Raw genomic sequence first — 25,774 nt, forward strand, 5'->3', positions numbered from 1 at the left:
CGCCCGTTAGCGCACCGTCACCACGCTCTTGCCGCCGGCCCCCGGCTGCACGAGGATGCGGGTGGCGATGCGCTCCGTCATTTCCTGTACGTGCGAGATGACACCCACCTTGCGTCCCATCGCTTGCAAGCCGTCGAGCGCATCCATGGCCACGCGCAGGGTTTCCGTGTCCAGGCTGCCGAAGCCTTCGTCGATGAACAGCGATTCCACGCGCACCCGGTTCGAGGACAGCGAGGCCAGGCCCAGCGCCAGTGCCAGCGAGACGAGGAACGATTCGCCGCCCGACAGCGAGTGCACGGAGCGCAGCTCGCCGCCCATGTCCTGGTCGCGCACCATCAGGCCCAGCGACGGATTGTTCGGATTGTCGATGCGCTCCAGTTGATAGCGGCGCGCCAGGTGGTTCAAATGCGCGTTGGCATAGCCGAGCAGCACTTCCAGCGTGAATTGCTGCGCATAGTTGCGAAATTTCTTGCCGTCGGCCGAGCCGATCAATTCATTCAGGCTGGCCCAGCGCCGCTCGATGACGGCTTGCGCCTCGATTTGCGCCAGCATCGCTTGCGCGCTGTGGCGCCGCGCGTCGTCTTGCGCGATGGCCAGGCGTAAGCGCGTCGCTTCCTGGTTGGCCGCCTGGCGTTCCAGCAGCAGCGCGTCGAGCGCCGCCTGCAGCGCGGCCACGTCCATTTCCAGCGCTTCCGGCGGATGCTGCACGTGCACCGCCAGTTGCTGCCGGCGCTCGGCCAGCACGGAAACGGCCGCCGTGTGGCGGTCGGCGATCACTTGCAGGGCATCGCGTTCGGCGCGCATGGCGTCCGGCGCGATGGCCAGGTGCGCGCGCAAGCCGGCCATGTCGGCGGGCGCGTGACCAGGGTGGGCAAGCTGGAACTGGCGCAGCCAGTCGTGCAGCGCGGCGGTGGCGCCGTGTTCCTGTTCACGCAAGGCGGTCAGGCGCTGCGACAGCTGCGCGCACGCTTCGTCCAGGCGTGTGCGCTGTTGGCTGGCCGTTTGCGCCGCCGCTTGCTGCTGCGCCAGCAGCGCTTTGGCCGCCGCGGTGGCGCCAGCCAGCGCGCCTTCCACCTCGGTCACGCTCTGGCCCTGCCATAGCGCGTTGCGCTCCGCTTGCAGTGTCGTGCGCTGTTTGTCGGCGGCGGCAAAGGCGGCGTGGGTCTCCTTTGCCGTGTGCTGCGCCTTGCTGGCGGCCAGCAGCGCCGCGTCCAGCTGCGCGGCCAGGGTGGCCAGCGCGTGGCCGCGGTGGTCCTGGTCCGCCTGCTGTTTCAGCCATTGCCGGCTTTCCGTTTCACGCGCCGCGCGGAAGGCGGCCGGGCCGGCGCGCCAGCCGTCTTTCCAGTCCTCGGCGCCGTCGGCGTCGGCAAACGCGCCATCGAGCTGCGCCAGCAAGGCATCGAGCACGGCGCGCGCCGTCTCGCCCTTGTCGGCGTTGCCCGCTTGCTGCGCTTGCAGCTGCGCCAGCCGCGCTTGGGCATCGGCGACGGTGCTGGTGCAGCGCGCGTGCTCGTTTGACGCCAGTTCGTGCGCCGCCTGCGCCTGCTCGCGCTGTGCGCTGGCCTGGCGCAGCGCCGCCTCCTGCTGCGCCAGCGCCTGCAAACCGGCCGCATTGGCTGCCAGCTGTTGCGTGAACCAGTCCGCGCGCTGCTTTGCGGGCGGCAGTTGTAATGTGTCCGCATGCGGCAGCCACTGCGCGTCCAGGGCGGCGATGGCGGGCGGCAGGGCCGCCAGTTCGGCATCCGTTTGCGCCTGTTCGCGCGCCGTCGCGGCCAGCGCCGCCTTGTGCGTGGCCAGCCGCTCCAGATTGCCGCGCGCCTGCGTGCGGCAGGCCAGTACCTCATCCTGCAAGCTGGCCAGCATCGCCTGCAAGGCGTGATCGGCGTGGCTGTACGGGTGTTCCAGCGCGCCGCAGACGGGGCAGGGCTGGTCATCCTGCAAATTGGCCCGCAGCTGCTCGACGCTGGCCGCGCATGCCGCTTCCGCGCCCTTCAAGGATTTTTCCGCCTGCGCCAGGCGCGCTTCCAGCAGCGCCGTTTGCGCCGCTTCCGCCGCCAATGCCGTACTTTCCGTTTGCGCGGCCTGCGCCAGCTGGGCCGCCCTGGCTTGCCAGTGCGCCAGCGCCTGCTGCTGGCGTGCCAGTTCGCTCCAGGTTTTTTCCGCGCTGGTCAAGATGCGCGCATGCGCCTCCAGTTGGCCGCGCTGTTCCTGCAGCGCCTGGCCATCGATGGCTTGCACGGCGGCTGTCGCTTCGCGCCGCTGCGCATCGCGCACGGCCAGCGCGGCAGCGGCGCTGGCCAGCGCCGCTTGCGCCGCCTGCGTGGCGTCAAGGGCCTGGCGCACCTGCTGCGCCGAATCGGCCATGCTGGCGTCGGCCGCATCGGCTTGCGCGGCCGCTTGCCCGGCCTGGGCAAACAATTGATCCCACAACTGCCACGATTGCGCCAGCGCCTGCCACTGCTGGTGCGATGCCAGCCACTGGCGGCCCGCTTCCTGTTCCGCCAGCGCGGCGTGCTGGCGCTGTTGCAGTGCCTGCAGCGCGCTGCGCGCCGCTTCGTTGGTCAGGTCGGCGGCCTGCGCGGCCTGCCATGCCTGGCCATGCGCGGGCAATTGCGCGGCAATGCCGGCGTCGAGCGCCTTGGCCTGATCGAGCACAGGCGCCGCATCGCGCTGCGCCACTTCCCTGGCAAGCAAGGCCGCCGTCGCCAGCTGCATGGCCTGCGTCAGTTGCGCTTCGCTGGCCACGGCTTGCGCCGCCTGCACGCGCGACGCTTCCAGCGAGGCGCCGCTGCCGGCGATGTCGCTGGCCAGGCGCGCCACGTCGTCGATCAGGGGTCGTGCCGGCTGCAGCAATTCCCACTGCGCCAGCGCCGCGCGGCGTTCTTGCGCGGCGGCGCGTTCGGCATCTGCGCTATCGAGCGCCTCTTGCGCGGCCGTCGCCTGGGTTTGCAGCTTGTGCGTCTCCTGGTGCCAGCGCTGCTGCAGTTCCAGCACCGCCTTGCGCAAGTCGATGTGTTGCAGGGTGGTATCGGCCGCGCCGCACTGCGCCTCGGCGTCGGACCGCTCTGCCGGCGACAAGGGCCGCTGGTCGGCCAGTTTTTCGCCCAGGCGTTCGAGGGCCTGCTTTTCCTTCTTTGCCCGCTCGAAGGCGCGCATGGAAATGTCGGTATAGATGCTGCTGCCCGTCAGGGTTTCCAGCAACTCTCCCCGTTCATTGTCTTCCGTCTTGAGGAAGGTGGAAAACTCGTTCTGCGCCAGCAGCACGGCGCGCGTAAACTGGTCGAAGGACAGGCCGATGCGCTTTTCGATCTCTTCCTTGACTTCCGTCTTGGTGCCGCCGATGGGCTGCAGCGCGGGCAGCTGGTGCAAGCTCATGGCGGTCGCCTGCAGTGCCCCTTCGGCCCGGGTGCGCGAGCGGCGCACGCTCCAGCGCGCGCGGTAGCTGGCGCCGTCGTTGCCGACGAAGTCCACTTGCGCGTAACCGTCCGGCGTGCCGCGGCGCAGCAAGGTGCGCGTATCCTGGGCGTTGACGGTTTCCTTGCCCACGTCGGGCAGGGCGCTGCCCCGTCCCAGCACTTTCAGCAGGCGCGGCGTGGCGTCGTACAGGGCCAGGCACAGGGCGTCGAGCAGGGTGCTCTTGCCCGCGCCCGTGGGGCCGCTGATGGCGAACAGGCCGGCGGACGCCAGCGGCTCCTGCTGGAAGTCGACTTCAAATTCGCCGGCCAGCGAGGCCAGGTTCTTACCGCTGATTTTCAGGATTTTCATGGTTTTTCAGGAGCAGTCAGGCGCCGGGCAGCAGCAGTTCGGCCAGGGCCGAGAGGAGTTCGGGTGGCGCTTCCTTGGCGTATTTTTGCTGATACAGGCGGCGGAAGATGTCGTCGGGCTGCAGCTGGCCCAATTGGTCGAGCGTCATGTTCTCGGGTGCGCTGCTGCGCGCGGCGCTCGATGTTTCGATCTTTGCCAGGCGCACCGGCTTGCCGTCGAGCGCCGTTTCGATGCGCGTGCGCAGGCCCGGCTCGGGCGCATCGAGGCGCACGCGCACTTCCAGGAACGGTTGCGCCTCGGCCGGTGCGTCAGGCACGTCGAGGGCCGCCAGCTGCGCCAGCACTTCGTTGATGGGCGCCGGCGTGGCGGGCACGCGCAGCAGCGGCACGGCGCGCGGTACCTCGATGGCGCGCACGGACTGCAGCGTTTCGCCGTCGATGTCCAGGCACAGCACCTGGTGGCGGTAGTTCACTTCGGCAAACGACAGGGGAATCGGGCTGCCGCAATAGCGGATATGTTCTTGCCCGCCGACGGCCTGCGCCTTGTGCAGGTGGCCCAGCGCCGCGTAGGCGATGGCGGTATCAAAAATCCCCGACGGCAGCATTTCGGTGCCGCCGATGACGATGCGGCGTTCCGAATCGTTCGACATTTCGCCGCCCACCATGTGGCAGTGGCCCATGGCAAGGATGGCTTGTCCTGGCTGGCGGCGCGCCAGCGCCAGGTCAGTCAGCTGGCGGTACAGCAGAGCGATGCCGCCCAGGTAGGCATCCTGGGTGTCGCCGGCGGGCAGTTTCGGCACGTCGCCGGGGCGCAAAAAGGGCACGGCCAGGCACCAGGCCTGCACCTGCCCATCGGCGCCCGACAGTGGCAGCAGCAGGCGTTCCAGGTCGATGTCGCCATCTTCGCCGCGCAGCAAATGGCCGATGACGTGCGTGCCGTGCGCGGCCAGCAGGGGGGCGGGCGCTTCGAGCCGTCCGGCCGAATCGTGGTTGCCGGCGACGACGATCAGCTGCAGCGCGGGCAGGCGCGCGCGCGCCTGCTGCAGGAACACGTACAGCTGCTTTTGCGAGGCGGCCGACGGGTTGGCGTTGTCGAACACGTCGCCTGCCACCAGCAGCACGTCGACGCGTTCGGCCACGAGCGTGTCGAGCAGCCAGTCGAGGAAGCGCTGGTGTTCGTAGCCCCGTTCATAGTTGTGCAGGGTCTGGCCCAGATGCCAGTCGGAAGTGTGCAGCAGGCGCATGGTGGGGCAAGGGTAGGGAAGACAGGCGCCAATATAGCAGGAATGGCGCCATACGCCAGTGGCTGGATCAAAGCACTGCGGGACCCGCTCGATAAGTGTTCCTGCCATCCTGCTTGGCCTGGTACAGCAGTACGTCGGCGCGTTGCAGCAGCACGGCAGGGGGGATGTCTTCGTCGCGGTAGAAGGCCAGGCCGATGCTGGCGGAAATGCGCACGGTGATGCCATCGAGTTCGAACGGCTGCCGCATGGCGGCGACGATTTTTTCCGCCAGCGCGGCCGCGTCGTCGGGCCGGGCGATCTGTTCCATGATGATGGTGAATTCGTCGCCGCCCAGGCGGGCGATGATGTCGGTGACGCGCATGGTCTGCGTCAGGCGCTGGGCGAAGGCGCGCAGCAGGGCGTCGCCGGTGCCGTGGCCATGCGTGTCGTTGACGGGCTTGAAGCGGTCGATATCCATGTACATGACGGCCATCAGGTGCTGCTGCTGGCGACTGGCGTGCATGGCGTCGCTGAGTTTTTGCTGGAAGCCGGCGCGGTTCGACAAGCCGGTCAGCACATCGACCTGGGCCAGCTGCAGCAAGCGCTGTTTTTCGCGCTTTTGCACGGTGATATCCTGGCGCATCACGTGAAAACCCGCCACCTGCAGCTTGTCTTCGCCGATCTGCGGAATGTAGATCACTTCCAGGCAGCGCTCGATGCCTTCCTTGTCGTCTTCTTCCTCGAAGCTCAAAGATTCGCCCGCCAGCACTCTTTCGATATACGGCGCCACCGTGCGGTAGCGCGCCTCGCCGACGGTCTCGCGTACGCTGCGGCCCAGCGCCTGCCGGCCCGTCAGGCCGAATTCGCGCTCATAGGCGATGTTCAGGAAGCGGTAGACCTGGTCGGCGTCGATGTACGCGATCATGGCCGGCAAGGTGTCGGCGATGGTGCGCAGGCGCGCTTCGCTTTCCAGCAGCGCCACTTCCGATTCGCGCAAGATGGTGATGTCGTCCAGGCTGCCCACGTAGCCTTCTATCTGGCCATCGATGAGGATGGGGGCAATTTTGACGGAGACCCACACCAGCCTGCCGTCGGGTTGCAGGCAGCGCAAGGTGGACTGGAACGGCGCGTGGCTGCGCCTGAGCTGTTCCAGTGCCAGGTGCATCAGCGGATAGTCGTCCGGGTGCAGGGCGCTGGTCCAGCCGGCGCCCAGGGCGGCGGCGCGCGGCAGGCCCGTGATCGATTCGAAGGTGCGGTTGACGTAGGTGCAACGGCGCTGGCGGTCCAGGCGCACCAGCCCGAGCGGCGAGGCGTCGTTGACGGCGGCCAGTTCCGCCTGTTTCTGGCGCAGTTCCAGTTCCTGCTGGCGGCGCTGCGAGACATCCTCGGCGATGCACAGGATATGTTCGATCTGCTGGCGCTCGTCGAACACGGGCACGGAGACGGAGCGCACGTAGCGCAGGCTGCCATCACGCAGGCGCAAGGGCTTTTCCGTATGGTCGATGACGCCGCGCTCGGCCAGGATGGCGCGGTCGTCCTCGGCGTCGTGCAGGCCGAAGTCGGGCGGAAAGGCCTGGCAATCGGTCTTGCCGACGACGTCGGCGGCCAGGTGGCCGGTGATATCCTCGGCCGCCTTGTTCCACACCTCCATCTGGCCGAAATTCTCCGGGCGTGCGCTTTTCACGTAGACCAGCACGGGCAAATGGTCGATCAGCGACTGCAGGAAACTGCGGTTATCCTGCAGCGCCAGTTCGTCGTGCTTGCGCGCGCTGATGTCGCGCGAGGTGACGGCCACGCCGTCGATGATGGGCACCACCTGGTGGCGCAGCCAGCGCGTGCCGCCCGAGGCCAGTGTCAGCTCGAATTCGTCCTCCAGCGGCTGGCCCGTTTCCATCACCCGCACGAAGCGCTTGAAAAAACGCTCGCCGCGCAGCAGCGGCACCTGCGGCAGCACGCGTTGGCCCAGCAGTTCGGAGCGTGGCTTGCCCAGCATGTCGGCGGCCCGCTCGTTGACGTCGGCGAAGATGAAGTCTTCCACCGGCTTTCCCGGCGCGGGGCGCCAGGCCTTCAGCAGCAGCACGGCATCGAGGCTGCCCTGGTGCGCCGCGCGCAACAGCGCTTGCGTTTCCTTGGCCTGGCGGATGCTGCGGCGCAGGCGCGCGCTCTGGCGCATCAGCAGGCCCGTAAAGCCGGCAATGAGCACGCTGGCGGCGAGCAGCGCGCCGACATACGCCAGGCGGCGCTGTTCGAAGCGCGTCATGGCGCCGGCTTGGCTGACGCCTACCACGGCCAGCAGCGGGTAACGCGGCAGTTCGCGGTAGCTGTAGATGCGCGCCGTCGCGTCGACGGGCGGATCGATCAGCAGTTCTTCGGCGGCATGCTGCGGTGGCCCGGGCATGCGGAAGTCGATGCGGTCGCTGAGGATCAATTGCTCGCCGATGCGTCCCACCGTCAGGCCGCTATCGCGCGCCACCAGCATCAGCGCGCCCTGTTCATCGAGGTCCAGGCGGTCGTAATCGTCGACAAAATAGGTCGGGTCGACGTGGATGATGATGGCGCCGGCAAAGCGGCCGTGCGCATCGTTCAGGCGGCGCGCCAGGCGGATGGCCCAGTGCTTGCTGCCCGCGTCGAGCATGGGCGTGTCGACCAGGGCCGTGTCGGACGAATTGGCGGCCAGCGCCCTGAAAAATGCCTGGCTGGCCAGGTTTTCCGGCAAATAGGCATTGGCGCTGTCGATCACATCGCCCTGCGCGTCGATGAGGGCGATCGGCAATGCCAGCTTCGACGGCAACACGCTGTCGAGCAGGCCCTGGCGGCGCATGAATTCATTCAGGCGCAGGCTGCCATCCGATTCCTCGTACTTGAGCTTGAACAATTGCGTGGCGTGGTCCGTCTGGCGCAGGGTGAAACTGGTATGGTCGGCCAGGGTACGCGCCAGCGACTGACTGACGGCCACGGCGTCGCGCACGGCGCTGGCGCGCTCCTGGCCCACCTGGTAAAAGACGGCCGCCCACAGCGCCAGCAGCAAGATGAGCGCGAACAGGGGTACCAGGCTGAGACGGTACAGGCGGCGGGCAAGGCGTTGCAGGGGTCTTGTTATCGCTATCACGGGCGCTTGCAGGCTAGAGTCATGGTAAAAGGGAGAGGCGGCGTGGCGCGCATGATAGCCGATTCGGCTGCCTTGCGCGTCACCCTGTTGCCGCCGCTCCCATCGTCTGTTCGCGGTCTGTCGCTGGGCTTATTCTGCGTTAAATCAAGTATCTGTGGTGCCGCGCACGCTAAAAAAAGCACGCTGGCGACGACACGGGCTGGCGGCGTGGCAGAAAAAGTACAATTGCGCCCCCATCCTCATTAAAATGGGCGCTTCTACCTCCCATATCGAAAGTTGTCATGCAGAGTAAAAAGCCCGACGCGGCAAGACTGGACAAGATCGTGGCCGAAGCGCGCCGCGCCGCCGACCAGCGCGAGAGCGGCTACCGTGAGCGCTCGCTGAAGATGTATCCATGGGTATGCGGCCGCTGCACGCGCGAATTCACGCGTGCCAACGTGCAGCAACTGACGGTGCACCACCGCGACCATAACCACGACAACAATCCGCCGGACGGCAGCAACTGGGAGCTGCTGTGCCTGTATTGCCACGACAATGAGCACTCGCGCTACCTGGAAGCGGACCGTGGCGCCGGCCTGCTGTCGGCCGAGGTGGCGCCTGCCACGCACAATCCGTTCGCCGCGCTGGCCGGCCTGATCAAGAAAAAGGACTGAGCGGGCCACACCGCTTTCCCCATGCGCATCCTGCTGACCGAAGACGACCCGCAACTGGGCCGCGCCACGCAGATCGGCCTGGAACAGGGCGGCCATGCCGTCGACTGGGTCACGAGCGCTGAACATGCGCATACGGCCGTGCGCCTGCACGACTATGGCTGCATCCTGCTCGACCTGGGCTTGCCGGGGCAGGACGGCATGCAGGCGCTGGGCGTGCTGCGTGACAATGGCTACAGCGGCGCCGTGCTGATCGTCACGGCGCGCGACACGGTGGGCGAGCGCATCGCCGGCCTGGACGCGGGCGCCGACGACTTCATCGTGAAACCGTTCGACCTCGACGAGCTGGCCGCGCGCATCCGCAGCGCCTGCCGCCGCGCCGCCGGCCGCCTGCGCGAAAACCTCGTGCATGGCGACCTGGTGCTCGATATCGCCGACCGGCAGGTGACGCAAGGGGGATTGCCCGTGACCTTGACGGTCAAGGAGTTCCGCATCCTGCAATTGCTGCTGGAGCACGGTGGCCGGGTGCTGAGCCGGGAGCAGCTGGAGAAAAACCTGTACAGCTGGGGTGATGAAGTGGAGAGCAATGCCGTGCAAGTGCATATCCACCACCTGCGCAAGAAGCTGGGGCGGGACTTGATACGCACGGTGCATGCGATCGGTTATTGCATCGACAAGCCCAAGGTGGCTTGACGAAAAAACGGGCTGCCCTGAGGCAGCCCGTTATGGTCATGACTGGCAGGTCATCGCATCATCAGAAATCGACGGTGGCCGACAGCCACAAGCGGCGACCGTCCATGCTGTTGACATAGCGGTTGGCGTAGGTCAATGTCGGTGCGCGGTACGGCTGATAGTCGATGAAGTCCTTGTTGAGCAGGTTGTACACGGCCGCGTTCAGGGTCACGCGCTGGTTCAGCTGATAGCTGCTGCCCAGGTGCAGCATGGTGTAGCCCTTGTAGTCGCCCAGCGCGGCCTTGGCGGCGCGCGTGGAAGCCGAGGTGCCCGGATCGCGGAAGCGCTCGCTGCGGTACTCGGCGCGCAGCCAGCCGTTCCATGCGCGCGAGATATCCCACGACAGGCGCGCGTTGACGGCGTGCCTGGGCGTGTCGCTCAGCGGTTTGCCGGCGTTGCTGCCGCTCTTCTGTTCGCTTTCCGTGTAGGTGTAGTTGGCGCTGGCCGACAGCGCCTTGCCCAGCGGGAAGCGGGTGTTCAGCTCGACGCCGCGCGTGACGGCCTCATCCACGTTGACCGACTGGCCAAACGCATCGACGTTGGGCCAGTTGCCGAAGCTGACGCAGCCGGGACGGTTCGGCGAGGGACGGTAATCGCAGTTGACCAGGCCCGTGCCCGTCGTGATCTTGTCCTTGAATTCGTTGTTGAACAGGGAGCCGCTGGCGGTCCAGCCGGCCAGGTTGTCGAAGTAGGCGCCGATTTCTGTTGTCGTGCTCGTTTCCGGCTTCAGGTTCGGGCTGCCGACGAGGGGAATCGTGCCCTGGCCGCCGAAACCGTTGATGCCTGGCGACAGTTGTTCCACGCGCGGCGTCTTGTAGCCTTTGCTGACGCCGCCCTTGACGGTCCAGCTTGGCGTCGCGTTCCACACGGCATACGCGCGGGGGCTGGTCTGGCCGCCGAAGATGCTGTGATCGTCATAGCGGGCGCCGAAGGTCAGCGCGAGATTCTCCAGCACCTGCCATTCGTCTTCCACGAACAGGGCTTTTTGCGTGAATTCGAATTTCTTTGGCGCCACGCCATCCGTCATTTCCGCTTTCCACCATTGCGCGCCGACGGTAGCCATGTGTTTACCCAAAGGCATGACCAATTTGGTGTCGACAACCTGGCTTTCCACTTCCAGGGTGCGCGCGCTGCCGGCCACGGCGCCCGGCGTGCCTGGCGGGATCGTGCGGCCCAGGGTTTCCGTCTTGTTCACCATGTAGCTGCTGTCGAGCGTGCCGAAGCCGAAGCGGCCCGTGTGCGACAGGGTCCACTGGTCGCGGTTGTATTTCTGCTCGGGACCGTAGCCGCCCTGCAAGCCCAAGGTGCCCAGTTGCTTCTTCGAATTGTCGTAGGTCTGGCGGCCCGCGTCGGCATCCAGTGTGACGGTGTGGTAGCGGTTTGGCGTAAAGGCCAGGCGCGCACCAAAGTTTTCAATGTCCGCACGCACGGGATTGGCGCCCATGCTGGCGGGCACTTCCGCGCCGGCCGCGTTGGGGACGCGGATGTCGGCCGCATCGCGGCGCTGCTTGCTGCCGCGCAGGGACAGGCCCAGCAGGTCGGTGGCGATGGGGCCGCTCAGGTAGAAGCGGCCGTTTTTCACGTCGCCGAAATCCGATTCTTCCTGCACGGTGTAGTCGGCCGAGACGGAACCCATCCACTGCTTGCCCACCTTGCGCGTGATGATGTTGATCACGCCGCCCATGGCGTCCGAGCCGTACAGGGTCGACATGGGGCCGCGGATGATCTCGATGCGCTCGATGGCGGCCAGCGGCGGCATGAAGCTCGTTTGCGTACCGCCGAAGCCGTTCGGCGTGACGTTGCCGGCCGCATTCTGGCGCCGTCCGTCGATCAGCACCAGCGTGTAGTCGCTGGGCATGCCGCGGATGCTGATATTCATGCCGCCCGTCTTGTCGCCCGCCGCGCCCACGTCGATGCCTTCCACGCTTTCCAGCGCCTGCGTCAGGTTGCCGAAGCGCTCTTTCGACAGTTCTTCACGCGTCAGCACGGTAATGGAAGCCGGCGCCTGCTTGATATCCTGCTCGAAACCGGAGGCGGAGACCACCACTTCGGGCATGCTGGCAGGCGTGCCCGTCTGGGCATAGGCCGGCAGGCAGGACAGGGCGGCCATGGCCAGGGCCAGGGTGGTGGGACGCGGCAGGTGCGCGCGGCGGGTACGGTTGGACATGCAAACTCCTGGAGGGTGGATTAGTTATTGGTCTGGTTTATTTGGGGAATAGGAATCATAAAATTAATAAGAATCATTAACAATTACGGACCTGGCTTCCCAAAAAATATGTCGTTTCGGATCATGCGCAGAAGTTCTTAAGAGATTCTTAATAGCGATAAAACCTGCAAGTGTCTCGCGGAATGCGGTATCTTTCAGCTATGCCTAGCCCACACCAGCCCATTCCTTCCGACCTCCCCCCGTTATCGCTGGCCGCCGCGCGCGCCTTGCACCTGGCCGCGCAGGGTTTGCTGCAAGCGCGCCGCAAGAAAGCCGTGAAGGCCGACGTGCTGGCCGCCGTGCGGCAGATGGGCGTGCTGCAGATCGATACCATCCACGTGGTGGCGCGCAGCCCGTATCTGGTGCTGTGGAGCCGGCTGGGCGACTATCCGCAGCCGTGGCTGGAGCAATTGCTGGCCGAGGGCGCGCTGTTCGAATACTGGGCGCATGAAGCCTGCTTCGTGCCCATCGAAGACTATGGCTTGTACCGCCACCGCATGCTGGACCCGGCCGCCATGGGCTGGAAGTATTCGGTCAAATGGATGGCCGAGCAGGGCGAGGCCGTGGCGTCCGTGCTCGAACACATCCGCGCCAACGGCGCCGCGCGCTCGGCGGACTTCGAACGCACGGATGGCAAGGCGGGCGGCTGGTGGAGCTGGAAGCCGGAAAAGCGCTCGCTCGAAGTGCTGTTTACGTCGGGCGTGCTGATGATCGCCAAGCGCCATCAGTTCCAGCGCTATTACGACCTGGCCGAGCGCGTGCTGCCCGGCTGGCACGATGGCTTGCTGCCGCCCGAAGAGCAGGTGCGGCGCCACCTGCTGCTGGCCAGCGTGAAGGCGCTGGGCCTGGCACGCGTCAGCTGGATCAGCGATTATTTCCGGACGAAACAGTCGCGCCCCAGCCTGGCGCAGGATCTGCAGGCGCTGGTGGACGAGGGCGCGCTGCTGCGCTGTGCGGTGGCCGGCTGGGATGATGCCGTGTACGTGCATGCCGAGCATGGGCAATTGCTGCACGCGGCGGCGGCCGGCAAGCTGGCGCCCACCCTGACGACGATTTTATCGCCGTTCGATCCCGTCGTGTGGGACCGGCGCCGCGCGCTGGAACTGTTCGGCTTCGACTACCGGCTCGAATGCTACACGCCTGCCGAGAAGCGCCGCTATGGCTATTTTACGTTACCGATCTTGCGGCGCGGTGCGCTGGTGGGGCGCCTGGACGCCAAGGCGCACCGCGCGCAGGGGCGCTTCGAGATCAAGTCGCTGGCGCTGGAAGAGGGCGTGCGCCTCAGTGCCCGCCTGGTGCAGGACGTGGCCGGCGCCGTGCAGCGCCTGGCGCTCTGGCATGCGTGTCCGCAGGTCGAGATAGCCCAGGCGCAGCCGGCAGCCTTCGGTGCGCTGCTGGCCGAGGCGCTGCACGACGGCGGCGCTGCCGCAAGGCGGGCCGCATGATGCTGCCGCCGGCTCCTGCCCACCTGCTTGACGCTGACGGCGTGCCATGCTTTGGCCGCTACACGGGGCAATTGAACGCCTTCGACTGGGCCGCGCTGGCGCCGCCGCATGCGCGCGGCGCCCTCTGGCGTTTGTTCCACCACAAGCGCTGGCATTACGTGGCCCTGTCCACGCCCACCCTGTTCTGCGGCGTGGCCATCGTCGACCTGGGCTGGACCAGCACGGCGTTTGCATATGCCTTCGACCGCCACAAGGGCAAGATCGTGGCCAGCTTTTCGCAGGATGGCGTGCCGGGCTTGAGCGCTACCGTGGCGCCGCATGCGGGTGCCAGCAGCCGTTTCCGCTTCCTCTCGCACCTGATCTCCATCGAGGCGCAGCCGCAGCAGCGCTACCGTTTGCGGCTCGATTGCGGCCATTTCGGCATCGATGCGGAATTCGGCCCGCCCGTGGCGCCGACCCTGCTGGCGATCGGGCCGGTGGCCGAGGGCGGCAGCGTGCATGCGACGCAAAAGTCGGGCGGCCTGCCCTTGTGGGGCAGCGTGCGCTGCGGCGCCATGGGCTACAGCTTGGACGACGGCGTGGCCAGTTTCGACTATTCGAACGGCTTGCTGGCGCGCGAGACGGAATGGCGCTGGGCCTCGGCGCACAGCCTGGACCTGGGTTTCAATCTGCAGGCCGGCTATTTCGGCGCGCATGAAAACGCGCTATGGCTCGATGGCCAGCTGTATGCGCTGGGCCGCGCGCATTTCGACTTCAATCCCGACAACCCGCTGGCGCCATGGCACGTCTGGACGGACGACGATCTGCTCGACCTGCACTTCAAGCCGGAAGGGGCGCGGCGCGAAGACAAAAACCTGGTGATCGCCGCCAGCCGCTACATCCAGCCCATCGGCACTTTCAGCGGCTGGGTACGCACCAGCGCGCAATCTCCCAAGCGCATCGTGGCGCAGTTGGCGGGCGTGACGGAAAGCCACCGCTCGCGCTGGTAGGCGCGCGCGGTTTTTTTGCGAAACGCGCCACAAGGTCAAGTTTTTTTGGCAGCGCATCCTATACACTGGCGCAGCCATTCCGGCAATCCATGAGGCCAGAACATGAGTATCCGTAATCTCGACAAGTTGTTCAAGCCGGCCTCGGTGGCCCTGATCGGCGCCACGGCGCGCGAACACAAGCTGGGCGCCATCGCCCTCTCTAATCTGCTGGGCGGGGGATATCAAGGCGACATTTGGCCCGTCAATCCCAAGTACGACGAGCTGATGGGCCTGAAATGCTACCGCAAGCTGTCCCAGTTGCCCAAGGCGCCGGACCTGGCCATCATCTGCACGCCGCCCGCCACCATCACGGCGCTGATCCGCGACCTGGGCGCGCTGGGCACGCGCGCGGCCATCGTCATGACGTCCGGCCTCGACCCCGTGCGCGAGCAGTCGCTGCGCCTGGCCATGCTGAAAGCGGCCAAGCCGCATCTGCTGCGCATCCTCGGCCCCAACAGCATGGGGCTGCTCGTGCCGAAACTGGGCTTGAACGCCAGCTTCGCCCACCTGGGCGCGACGAGCGGCAAGATCGCCTTCGTGTCGCAATCGGGCGCGCTGGTGTCGGGCGTGCTCGATTGGGCCAACGCGCACGGCGTGGGCTTTTCCAAGTTCATTTCGCTCGGTGGCAGCTATGACATCGATTTCGGCGACCTGCTCGATTACCTGGCCGGCGACATCGACACGGCCGCCATCCTGCTGTACATGGAAGACATCCAGGCGGCGCGCAAATTCATGTCGGCGGCGCGCGCCGCCGCGCGCAGCAAGCCCGTCATCGTCCTGAAGGCGGGACGCGAGGCGGAAGGCGCCGCCGTGGCGGCCTGGCACACGGGCGCGCTGGCCGGTTCCGACGCCGTGTACGACGCGGCCATCCGCCGCGCCGGCATGCTGCGCGTGTACTCGGCCGAAGAGTTGTTCGACGCGGTGGAAACGCTCACGCATATCCGTTCGCAGCGCGGCGAGCGCCTGGCGATTTTGTGCAACGGCGGCGGCCTGGGCGTGATGGCCACCGATGCGCTGGTGGGCAGCGGCGGCAAGCTGGCCGAGCTGTCGCCCGATACCGTCATCGCGCTGGAAAAGGCGCTGCCACGGGGCTGGTCGCACGACAACCCCGTCGGCTTGCCCGGCGACGCGCCCGTGCAGCGCTATGTCGACGCCATCAAGCCGCTGCTCGACGAGCCGCAGGCGGACGCCTTGCTGCTGCTGCACGCGCCCACGGCCATGGTCTCGTCGATCGACATCGCCGAAGCCGTCACGCCGCTGATCAAGGCCACTTCGCGCACGGTGCTGTCGTGCCTGCTTGGCGGCACCACCGTGGCGCCCGCGCGCCAGGTCTTCAACCGGGCCGGTATTCCCACCTACGATACGCCGGAAAAGGCCGTGCATGGCTTCATGCAGATCGTGCAGTACCGGCGCAACCAGGAAACCCTGATGCAGGTGCCGGCGCAGCTGCCCATGTCGGCCACGCCGCGCCGCGCGCGCGTGCGCGAAATCGTCGCCGCCGCGCTGGCGGCCGGCCAGACCGTGCTGGGCGAGTGCCGCTCGAAGGAAATCCTGGCAGCCTACGGCATTCCCGTGGCGATTACGCGCATGGCGGCCGACGTGGAAGAGGCGCTGGCCGTGGCGGTGGACATCGGCTACCCGGTGGCGCTGAAAATCCATTCGCCCGACATCGCCCACAAATCCGACGTGGGCGGCGTGGCGCTCGACCTCGATACGCCCGACATCCTGCGCGCGGCCGCCGCCGCCATGCTCAAGCGCGTGCGCCGCATGCGCCCCGACGCGCTGATCGACGGCTTTACGGTGCAGCAGATGGCGCGCCGGCCGCAATCGCATGAACTGATCGTTGGCGTCACCACGGACGCCGCCTTCGGTCCCGTCATCCTGGTGGGGCAGGGCGGCATCGCCGTGGAAGTGACGGCTGACCATTCCATCGGCCTGCCGCCGCTGAACATGGTGCTGGCGCGCGACATGCTGGCGCGCACGCGCGTGTCGAAACTGCTGGCAGGCTACCGCAACCAGCCGCCGGCCGACATCGACGCCATCTGCTACACCCTGATCCAGGTGGCCGAGCTGGTGGCCGATATCGGCGAGCTGGCCGAACTCGACATCAACCCGCTGGTGGCCGACGCCGACGGCGTGATCGCCCTCGACGCGCGCATCCGTTTGCAACCGGGCCAGAAGAGCGACCGCCTGGCCATCCGCCCGTATCCGCAAGAGCTGGAAGAGCAGGTGACGTGGATGGGGCAATCCATTTTGCTGCGCCCCATCCGCCCCGAGGATGCGCCGCAGCACATGGACCTGTTCAATGCGCTGGACCCGGACGACGTGCGCCTGCGCTTCTTTACCTCCATGCGCGAGCTGCCCGTGTCGCAGCTGGCGCGCCTGACGCAGATCGACTACGACCGCGCGATGGCCTTCATCGCCACGCACACGGGCCCGGACGGCAAGCCGGAAACCCTGGGCGTGGTGCGCGCTGTGGCCGACCCGGACAATATCCACGCCGATTTCGCCATCGCCGTGCGCTCGGCCCTGAAAGCCAAGGGCCTGGGCCATATCCTGTTTGAAAAACTGGTCGACTACTTCCGCAGCCGCGGCACGGAAGCGCTGGTGGGCGAGGCGATGGCGCGCAACAAGGGCATGCAGCGGCTGGTGAAAAGTTTTGGCGGCGAAGTCACGCCATCGGAAGAGCCGGGCGTGGTCAACCTGCATATCGGCCTGCGCGCGCCCTGAAAAAAGCCGGTGCGGGTTTGTGCAGGATCAAACCCACCGCTGTCGGTAGTCTTTACACTTTCACTTCCAGGATCAGACATCCAGCGCATTTTCGGGAGTGAGTGCATGCTTACGGCAACATATATATTGGTTTCCCTGTCGGTAGAACAGGCAAGTATCCGCATGAGTTTGTTGGCATTTCAAAAATACATGCAGGTGCAACTGCGCCAGCAGAGCAGGCTGAGTCTGGCGCAACTGCAGTACACGGGCGACTGGCTGAACCGGCTCTACCAGGGCGGCTACTGGCGCAAGGTGGAGATGTATCTGGTACCCGCCATCCGCCAGGCCGCGCCGCCTGCCGACGGCTTGCTCGACGGTTTGCTCAATGAACTCAATGGCTTGAACCACGTGGCGCTGGAAAGCATCAATGTGGTGCAGCAGCGCGCGGGCGCCGCCATCGACCATTCCGAATTGCAGGCCGGGCAGTTGTGCGCGGCCATCGACGCCTTTTGCGCGGCCTTGCTGCAGCGCCTGGAAAAAGAAGAGCGCGAACTGTTCGCGCTGGCGCGCAAGGTCATCGTGGGCGAAGCGTGGTTTGCCATCGCCTATCAGTTCCTCGCCCACGATGCGCGCGCGCAGGAAGCGCGCCGCGGCAAGGCGCAAGTGCTGCCCTTTGTTTTGCCCGTACCTTTGCCAGCGCCGGGCACGCCTGCTGGCGCCGCTGAAACCGCGGGAAGCGACGGCACCTCGGCGGACGATACCTTGGCGGCCGTGCCTGCCATGCAGCAGCCGCTGCGTGCGCAGGCTTGAACGGGTAGCGAGCGCCCACCCCGTTCGCCCGTTTGCACCGGCTGCGCGCCCCTGATTTTGCGCTGGCGCCAGCAAGAAAGAAATCTTATGTTACTCATTTGGTAACTTGTACAGACCTGTCCGATGCAATACCCCGGGCTTTGTTATGATGGTGGTTTTGATCCACGCGAAACCCGTCATGTTCGAATTTCTTTTCAAGCGTTCTGCCAGCAAGCCTTCCGCACCAGACCCTGTCGTGGCAGAACAGGCCGCCGCCTCGGCGCAGAGCGCATCGCGCCGCGCCGAACAGGTTGCGCGTGCCCATGCCGTGGCGGGCGACGAAGCCGCCGCCGCCGATTTTATTGTGTCCAGCGAATTTGCCGATGCCCGCCTGATCGCCGCTGAACACGTCCATGCCTTGCCCCTGTTGGAAAAAGTCCATCAGGCCATGCGCAACACGGACCGCCGTGTCGCCAAGCTGATGCAGGGCCGCATCGACCTGATCCGCCACCAGGCGGCGGAAACCCAGCGCGCCCAGGCCAGCATCGATACGGCCCAGCGCCTGCTGAACGATGACAAGCTCAGTCCCAACCAGGTAGCCGAGCTGGACCGCCAATGGCAAGTCATCAAGGCCACGCCCGAACTGGCGAGCGCCTTTAGCGCTGCGCGTGCCGCGCTGGCCGCCCGCCTGGAAGCGCAAGTGGTGTTGCAGCGCGCCGTGATCGACGCCGTCGTCGCCGCGCGCGCGCTGGCCAGCAGTGGCCAGTCCGCCGGGGAACTGGCGCAGGCGCTGGCCCGCCTGGATGCGGAACATGCGCAACATGCACAATCGCCCGAACGTGGTTCGCTGCCGAAACACCTGGAAAGCGATTTTATCCAGGCGCGCGAACAGGCGCAGTCCGCCTTGCAAGCGCTGCAGCAGCACCAGGCCGTGTTCGACGCGCGCCAGGCCGCGCTGACCGAATGGCAGGCGCAGGACGCCGCCAGCCTCGACGTGGATACCCTGAAACGCGCGTGGCAAGCCCTGCCGCGCCTGCCCGAGTCGCCGTTGTCCGACAGCCTGCAGCAGCAATTTGCGGCCCTGCTGGCCAGCGCGCCGGCACCCGTGCAGACGGCAGCGCCAGAGGCCGCAGCGGCCCATGCCGAGCCTGGACCTGTACCTGTACTGCGCAAGCCGCGCCAGGAGCTCGCGCCCGTCTCGAAGGAAGCGACGGAGCAGTTCTTCAAGGTGCTCGACGCCATGGAGGCGGCCTTGCAGGAAGGCTTGCTGCACGTGGCTTCCGAGCATGACAAGACTTTGCGCGATAGCAAGCACGGCCGTTTGACGCCGGCGCAAGCGGACCGCCTGGCCCACGTGCGCGGGGAATTCAAACGCCTGGCCGACTGGGCGCGCTGGGGCGGCAACGTGTCGCGCGAGGAGCTGGTCAAGGCGGGCGAGGAATTGCCGGCACAGGAACTTCCAATGGCCGAGCTGGCCAAGAAAGTGGGCAGCCTGCGCGAGCGCTGGAAGTCGCTCGACACCTTGTCCGGCCCGGCACCGAAATCCCTGTGGGAACGTTTCGACGCCGCCTGCAGCGTGGCGTACGCGCCGGCGGCCCAGCATTTCAAGCAACTGGCCGAAGAGCGCCACGGCAATGCGGCCAAGGCCCAGGAACTGATCGCGGAAACGGCGGCCCTGGCGGCCGAAGAGAGTGCCGACTGGAAACACGTCGCCTCCGCATCGCAGCGTTTGCGCCAGGCGTGGACGCGCCTGGGCACCATCGACCGCAAGGAAAAGAAACGCCTGGATACGGAGTTCGGCGCCGCGCTGGACGCCTTGTCGAAGCCGCTGGACACGCAGCGCCAGATCGAGACGGCGCGGCGCGAACAATTGATCGTCGAAGTGGGCTTGCTCAAACCATCGGAGCGCAACACGGTCGACATGCTGAAAGCCTTGCAGGATAAATGGCAGGAACTGGCGAAAGCCCTGCCGCTGGAGCGCCGCGCGGAACAGGCGCTGTGGCAGCGCTTCCGCGCCGCCTGCGATGATATCTTCTCCAGGCGCAAGGAAACGGCCCATGCGGCCGACCACGAGCGCCGCGAACACCTGCATGCGCGCGAAGCGCTGTGCGCCAGCCTGGAAACGGCCGTCGTGCCCGAGGGCGACGACAAGGCTCGCACGGCCTTCATCAATCACTTGCTGCGCGATACGCGTGCCGCCTGGAATGCCACCGGCCCCGTGCCGCGCGCCAGCGAAGCGAAGATCGAGCAGCGCTACCAGGCCGCTGTGGCTGGCGTGCAAGCGCAAGCGGATGTCATCGCCGAGCGCGCTGGTGCGGCCCAGGCCAACGCCCTGCGCGACAAGCTGCGCCTGGTGCAATCGCTGGAAGCCGCACTGGCGGACGGCGCCGCCAGTGCCGATGCGGCCACTTGGCTTCAGCGCTGGAGCGCCTTGCCAGCGCTGGACACGCAATATGAACGCAGCCTGCAGCAGCGCTTTGCCGCCGCCCAGGCGGCACTGGGCGAGGGCAACGCCGCCTACGTGCAGCAATTGCAGGCCAACCAGGAGCGCTTGCGCGATGAAGTGTTGCGCCTGGAAATCGTCGCCGGCGTCGACAGCGGCGCCGAATTTGCCCGCGACCGCTTGAAAATGCAGGTGGAGGTGTTGCAATCGTCGCTGAAATCGGGCCAGAAGCCGCTCACGCAAGCGTCGCAGCTGATGCAACTGTGCGCGATTGCCGCCGCCACCGATGCGCGTACGGCCAGCCGTATCGAAACCCTGCTGCGCCGTATCGGAGGCCATGCCAAATGAGCACTTCCGTCCGTGTCCAGCAAGCCGATTTTGACTTGAGTCAAGAAATTGCACAATTGCGTGCAGGCAACCCCAAGGTGGGCGCCGTCGTCGGCTTTGTCGGCACGGTGCGCGACATGAACGAAGGGCTGGACGTGGCCACCATGGAACTCGAGCACTATCCGGGCATGACGGAAAAGTCCATTGTAGCCATCGTCGAGCAGGCGCGGGGCCGCTGGCCCCTGTCCGGCGCACTGGTGATCCACCGCGTGGGTCCCTTGCTGCCGCAGGAGCAGATCGTGCTGGTGGCCGTCTCGTCCGCCCACCGGGGCGAGGCTTTCGCCGCCTGCGAATTCATCATCGACTACCTGAAGACGCAAGCGCCGTTCTGGAAGAAGGAAGACACGCCGGAAGGCGCGCGCTGGGTCGATGCGCGCGACAGCGACGAGACGGCGCTGGACAAATGGACGGCAAAAGCACCCGCCATTTGAGGCGTTTCTGCCGCGCACACCAGCATTTGCAAGAATGCATCAGTTTTCTGTTTTGTGTATGCTTGAAAAGTACTGCCTCACCCCAATTTGGTTAACAACTAATTAACCGGGAGCGCTTTTCATGCGACAAGACAAACTCACTACCAAATTACAGGAAGCCCTGGCCGATGCGCAAAGCTTGGCCGTGGGTAACGACAACCCCTATATCGAACCAGTCCACCTGCTGACGGCCCTGTTGAACCAGGACGACGGCGGCGCCCGTTCGCTGTTGCAGCGGGCCGGCGTCAATGTGGGCGGCCTGTCCAAGGCCCTGGGCGCCTCGATCGAACGCTTGCCGAAAGTCTCCGGCACGGGCGGCGACGTGCAGGTCAGCCGCGAATTCGTGGCCTTGCTGAACCTGGCCGACAAGGAATCGCAAAAGGCGGGCGATCAGTTCGTGTCCAGCGAAATGGTTTTGCTGGCCATGACGGACGACAAGTCCGACTGCGGCAAGCTGGCGCGCGAAAACGGCCTGACCCGCAAGGCTCTGGAAGCGGCCATCGACGCCGTGCGCGGCGGTAACAAGGTCGATACACAAGAGGCCGAAGGCCAGCGCGAAGCCTTGAAAAAATACACCTTGGACCTGACGGAGCGGGCACGTAAGGGCAAGCTCGACCCTGTGATCGGGCGCGACGATGAAATCCGCCGCACCATCCAGATCCTGCAACGCCGCAGCAAGAACAATCCCGTGCTGATCGGTGAACCGGGCGTGGGCAAGACGGCCATCGTCGAAGGCCTGGCGCAACGCATCGTCAACGGCGAAGTGCCCGAGTCCCTGAAAGGCAAGCGCGTGCTGGCGCTGGACATGGCCGCCCTGGTTGCCGGTGCCAAGTTCCGCGGCGAGTTCGAGGAGCGCCTGAAGTCCGTGCTGAAGGAACTGGCCATGGATGAAGGGCAAACCATCGTCTTCATCGACGAGATGCACACCATGGTGGGCGCGGGCAAGGCCGACGGCGCGATGGATGCCGGCAATATGCTGAAACCGGCGCTGGCGCGCGGCGAACTGCACTGCGTGGGCGCGACCACTCTCGACGAGTACCGCAAGTACATCGAGAAAGATGCCGCGCTGGAACGCCGCTTCCAGAAAGTGCTGGTCGACGAGCCGACCGTGGAGGCGACGATCGCCATCCTGCGCGGCTTGCAGGATAAATACGCGCTGCACCACAAGGTGGAAATCACGGACGCGGCCATCATCGCCGCCGCCGAGCTGTCGCACCGCTACATCACGGACCGTTTCCTGCCCGACAAGGCGATCGACCTGATCGATGAGGCGGCGGCGAAGATCAAGATCGAGATCGACTCGAAGCCGGAAGTGATGGACAAGCTGGAACGCCGCTTGATCCAGCTGAAGATCGAGAAGGAAGCCGTCAAGAAGGAAAAAGACGAAGCATCGTTGCGCCGCCTGGCCTTGATCGACGAGGAAATCGTCAAGCTGCAGCGCGAATACAACGACTTCGAGGAAATCCTGAAGGCGGAAAAAGCCGTGGTGCAAGGCAGCACGCACATCAAGGAAGAGATCGAGCAAGTCAAGCTGCAGATGGAGCAGGCCACGCGCGAAAGCAACTGGCAGAAAGTGTCGGAGCTGCAGTATGGCAAACTGCCGCAGCTGGAAGCCCAGCTCAAGCAGGCTGACAGCGGCATCCCGAAACGCGATCCAGACCAGCCGAAACTGCTGCGCACGGAAGTGGGCGCCGAGGAAATCGCCGAAGTGGTGTCGCGCGCGACGGGCATCCCCGTGTCGCGCATGATGCAGGGCGAGCGCGACAAGCTGCTGCATATCGAAGAGAAGCTGCATGAGCGCGTCGTGGGCCAGGATGAAGCCATCACGGCCGTGGCTGACGCCATCCGCCGCTCGCGCGCCGGCCTCTCCGACCCGAACCGTCCATATGGTTCCTTCATGTTCCTGGGACCGACGGGTGTCGGCAAAACCGAGCTGAGCAAGGCGCTGGCGACCTTCCTGTTCGATACGGAAGAATCGATGATCCGCATCGACATGAGCGAGTTCATGGAGAAGCATTCCGTGGCCCGCCTGATCGGCGCGCCGCCCGGCTATGTGGGTTACGACGAGGGCGGCTACCTGACGGAAGCCGTGCGCCGCAAGCCGTACAGCGTGATTTTGCTCGACGAAGTGGAAAAGGCGCATGCCGACGTCTTCAACGTGCTGCTGCAAGTGCTCGACGACGGACGCATGACGGATGGCCAGGGCCGTACGGTGGACTTCAAGAATACCGTCATCATCATGACCTCGAACCTGGGTTCGCATAAAATCCAGGCCATGGAAAGCGATGATCCCGGTGTCGTGAAGCTGGCCGTGATGGCCGAGGTGCGCTCGCACTTCCGTCCCGAATTCGTCAACCGGATCGACGAAATCGTCGTGTTCCACGGCCTCGACGAGAAAAACATCGGCGCGATCGCGAAGATCCAGCTGAAGATTCTCGAAGAACGCCTGGCGCGCATGGACATGCAGCTGAGCTTGACGGACGCGGCACTGCAGCAAATCGCCGAAGCGGGCTACGACCCGGTGTATGGCGCCCGTCCGCTGAAGCGGGCGATCCAGCAGCAGATCGAAAATCCGCTGTCGAAGCTGATCCTGGAAGGCAAGTTCGGCCCGAAAGACGAGATCCGCATCGACGCCCAGAACGGCAACCTGGTGTTTTCGGGTGCGCAAGTGGGGCTGGACAAGGTGTAATTTTTACCCCAACGGCGAAAGGCCGGGGTCGGACCCTCAGGGTCCGACCCCGGTGTTTGCGGTGGGGGTTGATTTGGCAGTAATAAGCAAGGGCGCGATCAGGCTAGACCTGATCGCGCCCTTCTTGCTATCATCGTCACTATTTTCTGACTAATTCCGGAGGCGGTACGATGGCACACACATGGCAAGCAGGGCGGCGCATTGGAGTGGGACTGACCTTGGCGGCGGCCGTGCTGGCATTGCCTGCCCACGCTCAGGAAGAGAAGGTCCTGAACATCTATAACTGGTCGGACTATATCGGTGACGATACGATCAAGAATTTTGAAAAGGAAACGGGCATCAAGGTACGCTATGATGTTTTCGATAATAACGAAATTCTCAATGCGAAACTGGTGGCGGGCAAGTCCGGCTACGATATCGTGGTGCCGACGGCCCAGTGGGCGCGCCTGCAGATCGATGCGGGCCTGCTGCGCAAGCTTGACAAGAGCAAGCTGACGAACCTGGGCAACCTGGACCCGAACCTGCAGGCCAAGCTGTCGAAGATCGACCCGAACAACGATTACCTGGTCGACTGGCTGTGGGGCTACACGACGGTGGGCATCAACGTCAACAAGGTCAAGGCCGCACTGGGCGGCATGCCCATGCCCGACAATGCCTGGGACCTGATCTTTGACCCGAAATATGCGGCCAAGCTGAAATCGTGCGGCGTGTCCTTCCTCGACTCGCCGTCCGAAGTGCTGCCGGCCGCCCTGCAATACCTGGGCAAGCCCGCGTACTCGAAAACGGCTGGCGACTATCAGGAAGCGGGCAAGGTGCTGCAAGCGATCCGCCCCTACGTAACTCTGTTCAGTTCGTCAGGCTACATCAACGACATGGCCAACGGTTCCGTCTGCGTCGCGCTGGGCTGGTCGGGCGACATCAATATCGCGCGCCAGCGCGCCATCGATGCGAAAAACGGCAATGTGATCCAGGTGCTGGTGCCGAAGACGGCCGCGCTGATGTTCGATACCATGGCCATCCCCGCCGACGCGCCGCATCCGAACAATGCACACCTGTTCATCAACTACATTTTGCGCCCGCAAGTGCATGCCAGCCTGAGCAACAAAGTGTTTTACGCGAATCCGAATCCGGCCAGCATCAAATATGTACGCAAGGATATCGGTGAGAACAAGGCCATCTTCCTGTCGGATGCCGACAAGCAACGCATGGCGGCGCCAGAAGCGACCACGGCCGATATCCGCCGATTGATGACGCGCATTTATACGAAGTTCAAGACGGGAGTGTAAAAACAAGGATGGCGCGAGGGACAGGGATATGCCGTCACTGGCGCCATGCGATAGTGCCGAGGTGAACACTACTCGTGGTAGCGGTCCATCAGCTTGTGGTGACTGCCGCGCATTTCTTCGATCAGTTCAAAGGCGACGAAGCCGATGATGGCGGCGAAGATGGCGATGAAGAGAAAAACGAGGAAGGTGATTAACATGGTCTTTCAGCCGCCGTTGGACGGCCGTCCGCTGGGTTGCTCAATGTGCCGGAGCAGGGCTCTTGCACGTAGTTGATGCAATTAAACTCTAGCAGATCGGCAGCGCTTTACAAGGCTGCCGAGTTGCAATTCCTGCCAGTATTTGTCCCAGCGCACTTTTTGTGTATTTACCTGTTTCACCACCCTCATTTCACCACCAAATCATGCGCCATCACGGCCTTCAAATAAACGCTGATCGGGTCGCCTAATTCTCGCTGCGAGAACCACCACGCGCTGGCCTTGCGCATTTCCCACTCCTGCTCCTCTCCCGTCAGCAGCAGGGCGGCCGCCTGGCCCAGGGTGGGCTGGTGGCCGACGATGAGCACGCTTTCCTTGCCGCCGGGCCAGTTGGCCGCCTTGAGGATGTCTTCCGCCTCGGCGCCGGGCGCCAGTTCCGGCATCAGCTTGAACTTGCGCCCCAGCGCTTCCGCCGTTTGCAAGGTGCGCAAGGCGGGGCTGACGAGGATGCGGCAATTTTCCGGTAGTTGCGAGGCCAGCCATTCGCCCATGCGGCGCGCCTGTTTCTGGCCTTTGATGGTCAGGGCGCGTTCGAGGTCGGGCAGGCCCGGCTCGGCTTCTGCGTGTCGCCACAAGATGAGATCCATGCT

Annotated in this window: 16 protein-coding genes; 10 read left to right on the plus strand and 6 right to left on the minus strand. The window is 65.3% G+C overall.

All coding sequences use genetic code 11. The annotated features are described in order from the left end of the window. Positions 1-6 precede the first annotated feature (6 nt). The 3 genes from O0882_RS26605 to O0882_RS26615 form a co-directional block, all read right to left on the minus strand. Positions 7-3,765: an AAA family ATPase gene (locus O0882_RS26605; protein WP_289952859.1), complete on the minus strand. Its 3,759-nt coding sequence runs from the start codon at positions 3,763-3,765 to the stop codon at positions 7-9. 16 nt (positions 3,766-3,781) lie between these two features. Further along, positions 3,782-5,008: an exonuclease SbcCD subunit D C-terminal domain-containing protein gene (locus O0882_RS26610; RefSeq protein WP_289952861.1), complete on the minus strand. Its 1,227-nt coding sequence runs from the start codon at positions 5,006-5,008 to the stop codon at positions 3,782-3,784. A 67-nt stretch (positions 5,009-5,075) separates the two neighbouring features. Further along, the gene (locus O0882_RS26615; protein ID WP_289952863.1) at positions 5,076-8,096 is read right to left on the minus strand and encodes a PAS domain-containing protein; all 3,021 of its coding nucleotides are present in this window, start codon (positions 8,094-8,096) and stop codon (positions 5,076-5,078) included. 281 nt (positions 8,097-8,377) lie between these two features. On the opposite strand from O0882_RS26615, the gene O0882_RS26620 reads away from it, so the two are divergent. Next, on the plus strand, positions 8,378-8,749 hold the full coding sequence (locus O0882_RS26620; RefSeq protein ID WP_010396763.1) for a YajD family HNH nuclease: 372 nt from the start codon (positions 8,378-8,380) through the stop codon (positions 8,747-8,749). A gap of 21 nt (positions 8,750-8,770) precedes the next feature. Next, entirely contained in the window at positions 8,771-9,439 is a 669-nt protein-coding gene (locus O0882_RS26625; RefSeq protein WP_289952865.1) for a winged helix-turn-helix domain-containing protein, read from the plus strand. Between the two features lie 61 nt (positions 9,440-9,500). Here O0882_RS26625 and O0882_RS26630 read toward each other — a convergent pair whose 3' ends face one another. Continuing rightward, positions 9,501-11,645, minus strand: a complete 2,145-nt coding sequence (locus tag O0882_RS26630; RefSeq protein WP_289952867.1) for a TonB-dependent receptor — start codon at positions 11,643-11,645, stop codon at positions 9,501-9,503. 200 nt (positions 11,646-11,845) lie between these two features. Between O0882_RS26630 and O0882_RS26635 the strand changes: the two genes are divergently transcribed. The 8 genes from O0882_RS26635 (at position 11,846) to O0882_RS26670 (ending at position 24,930) form a co-directional block, all read left to right on the plus strand. Beyond that, positions 11,846-13,129: a crosslink repair DNA glycosylase YcaQ family protein gene (locus O0882_RS26635; protein ID WP_289952869.1), complete on the plus strand. Its 1,284-nt coding sequence runs from the start codon at positions 11,846-11,848 to the stop codon at positions 13,127-13,129. Then, positions 13,126-14,118: a DUF2804 domain-containing protein gene (locus O0882_RS26640; protein WP_289952870.1), complete on the plus strand. Its 993-nt coding sequence runs from the start codon at positions 13,126-13,128 to the stop codon at positions 14,116-14,118. The genes O0882_RS26635 and O0882_RS26640 overlap by 4 nt, the downstream gene beginning before the upstream one ends. Positions 14,119-14,220: 102 nt before the next feature. Beyond that, on the plus strand, positions 14,221-16,887 hold the full coding sequence (locus O0882_RS26645; RefSeq protein WP_289952872.1) for a bifunctional acetate--CoA ligase family protein/GNAT family N-acetyltransferase: 2,667 nt from the start codon (positions 14,221-14,223) through the stop codon (positions 16,885-16,887). Positions 16,888-17,049: 162 nt separating this feature from the next. Next, positions 17,050-17,676, plus strand: a complete 627-nt coding sequence (locus tag O0882_RS26650; protein WP_289952874.1) for a hypothetical protein — start codon at positions 17,050-17,052, stop codon at positions 17,674-17,676. A 178-nt stretch (positions 17,677-17,854) separates the two neighbouring features. Beyond that, on the plus strand, positions 17,855-20,446 hold the full coding sequence (locus tag O0882_RS26655; RefSeq protein WP_289952876.1) for a DUF349 domain-containing protein: 2,592 nt from the start codon (positions 17,855-17,857) through the stop codon (positions 20,444-20,446). Then, entirely contained in the window at positions 20,443-20,916 is a 474-nt protein-coding gene (gene moaE / locus O0882_RS26660; protein ID WP_289952879.1) for a molybdopterin synthase catalytic subunit MoaE, read from the plus strand. The genes O0882_RS26655 and moaE overlap by 4 nt, the downstream gene beginning before the upstream one ends. A 121-nt stretch (positions 20,917-21,037) precedes the next feature. Continuing rightward, entirely contained in the window at positions 21,038-23,644 is a 2,607-nt protein-coding gene (gene clpB / locus O0882_RS26665) for an ATP-dependent chaperone ClpB (protein ID WP_289952881.1), read from the plus strand. Positions 23,645-23,814: 170 nt separating this feature from the next. Then, positions 23,815-24,930: a polyamine ABC transporter substrate-binding protein gene (locus O0882_RS26670; protein WP_289952884.1), complete on the plus strand. Its 1,116-nt coding sequence runs from the start codon at positions 23,815-23,817 to the stop codon at positions 24,928-24,930. Between the two features lie 68 nt (positions 24,931-24,998). On the opposite strand, the gene O0882_RS26675 is transcribed toward O0882_RS26670, so the two are convergent. Continuing rightward, positions 24,999-25,127, minus strand: coding sequence for a hypothetical protein (locus tag O0882_RS26675; RefSeq protein ID WP_257224845.1), 129 nt, complete (start codon positions 25,125-25,127; stop codon positions 24,999-25,001). A 185-nt stretch (positions 25,128-25,312) separates the two neighbouring features. Continuing rightward, positions 25,313-25,771 carry a phosphohistidine phosphatase SixA gene (gene sixA / locus O0882_RS26680; protein WP_219134813.1) on the minus strand — a complete coding sequence of 153 codons (459 nt, stop codon included), beginning with the start codon at positions 25,769-25,771 and terminating at the stop codon, positions 25,313-25,315. Positions 25,772-25,774: the final 3 nt, after the last annotated feature.

It is taken from the genome of Janthinobacterium sp. SUN073 (assembly GCF_030397665.1).
In the GTDB taxonomy this organism is placed as follows: Bacteria; Pseudomonadota; Gammaproteobacteria; order Burkholderiales; family Burkholderiaceae_D; genus Janthinobacterium.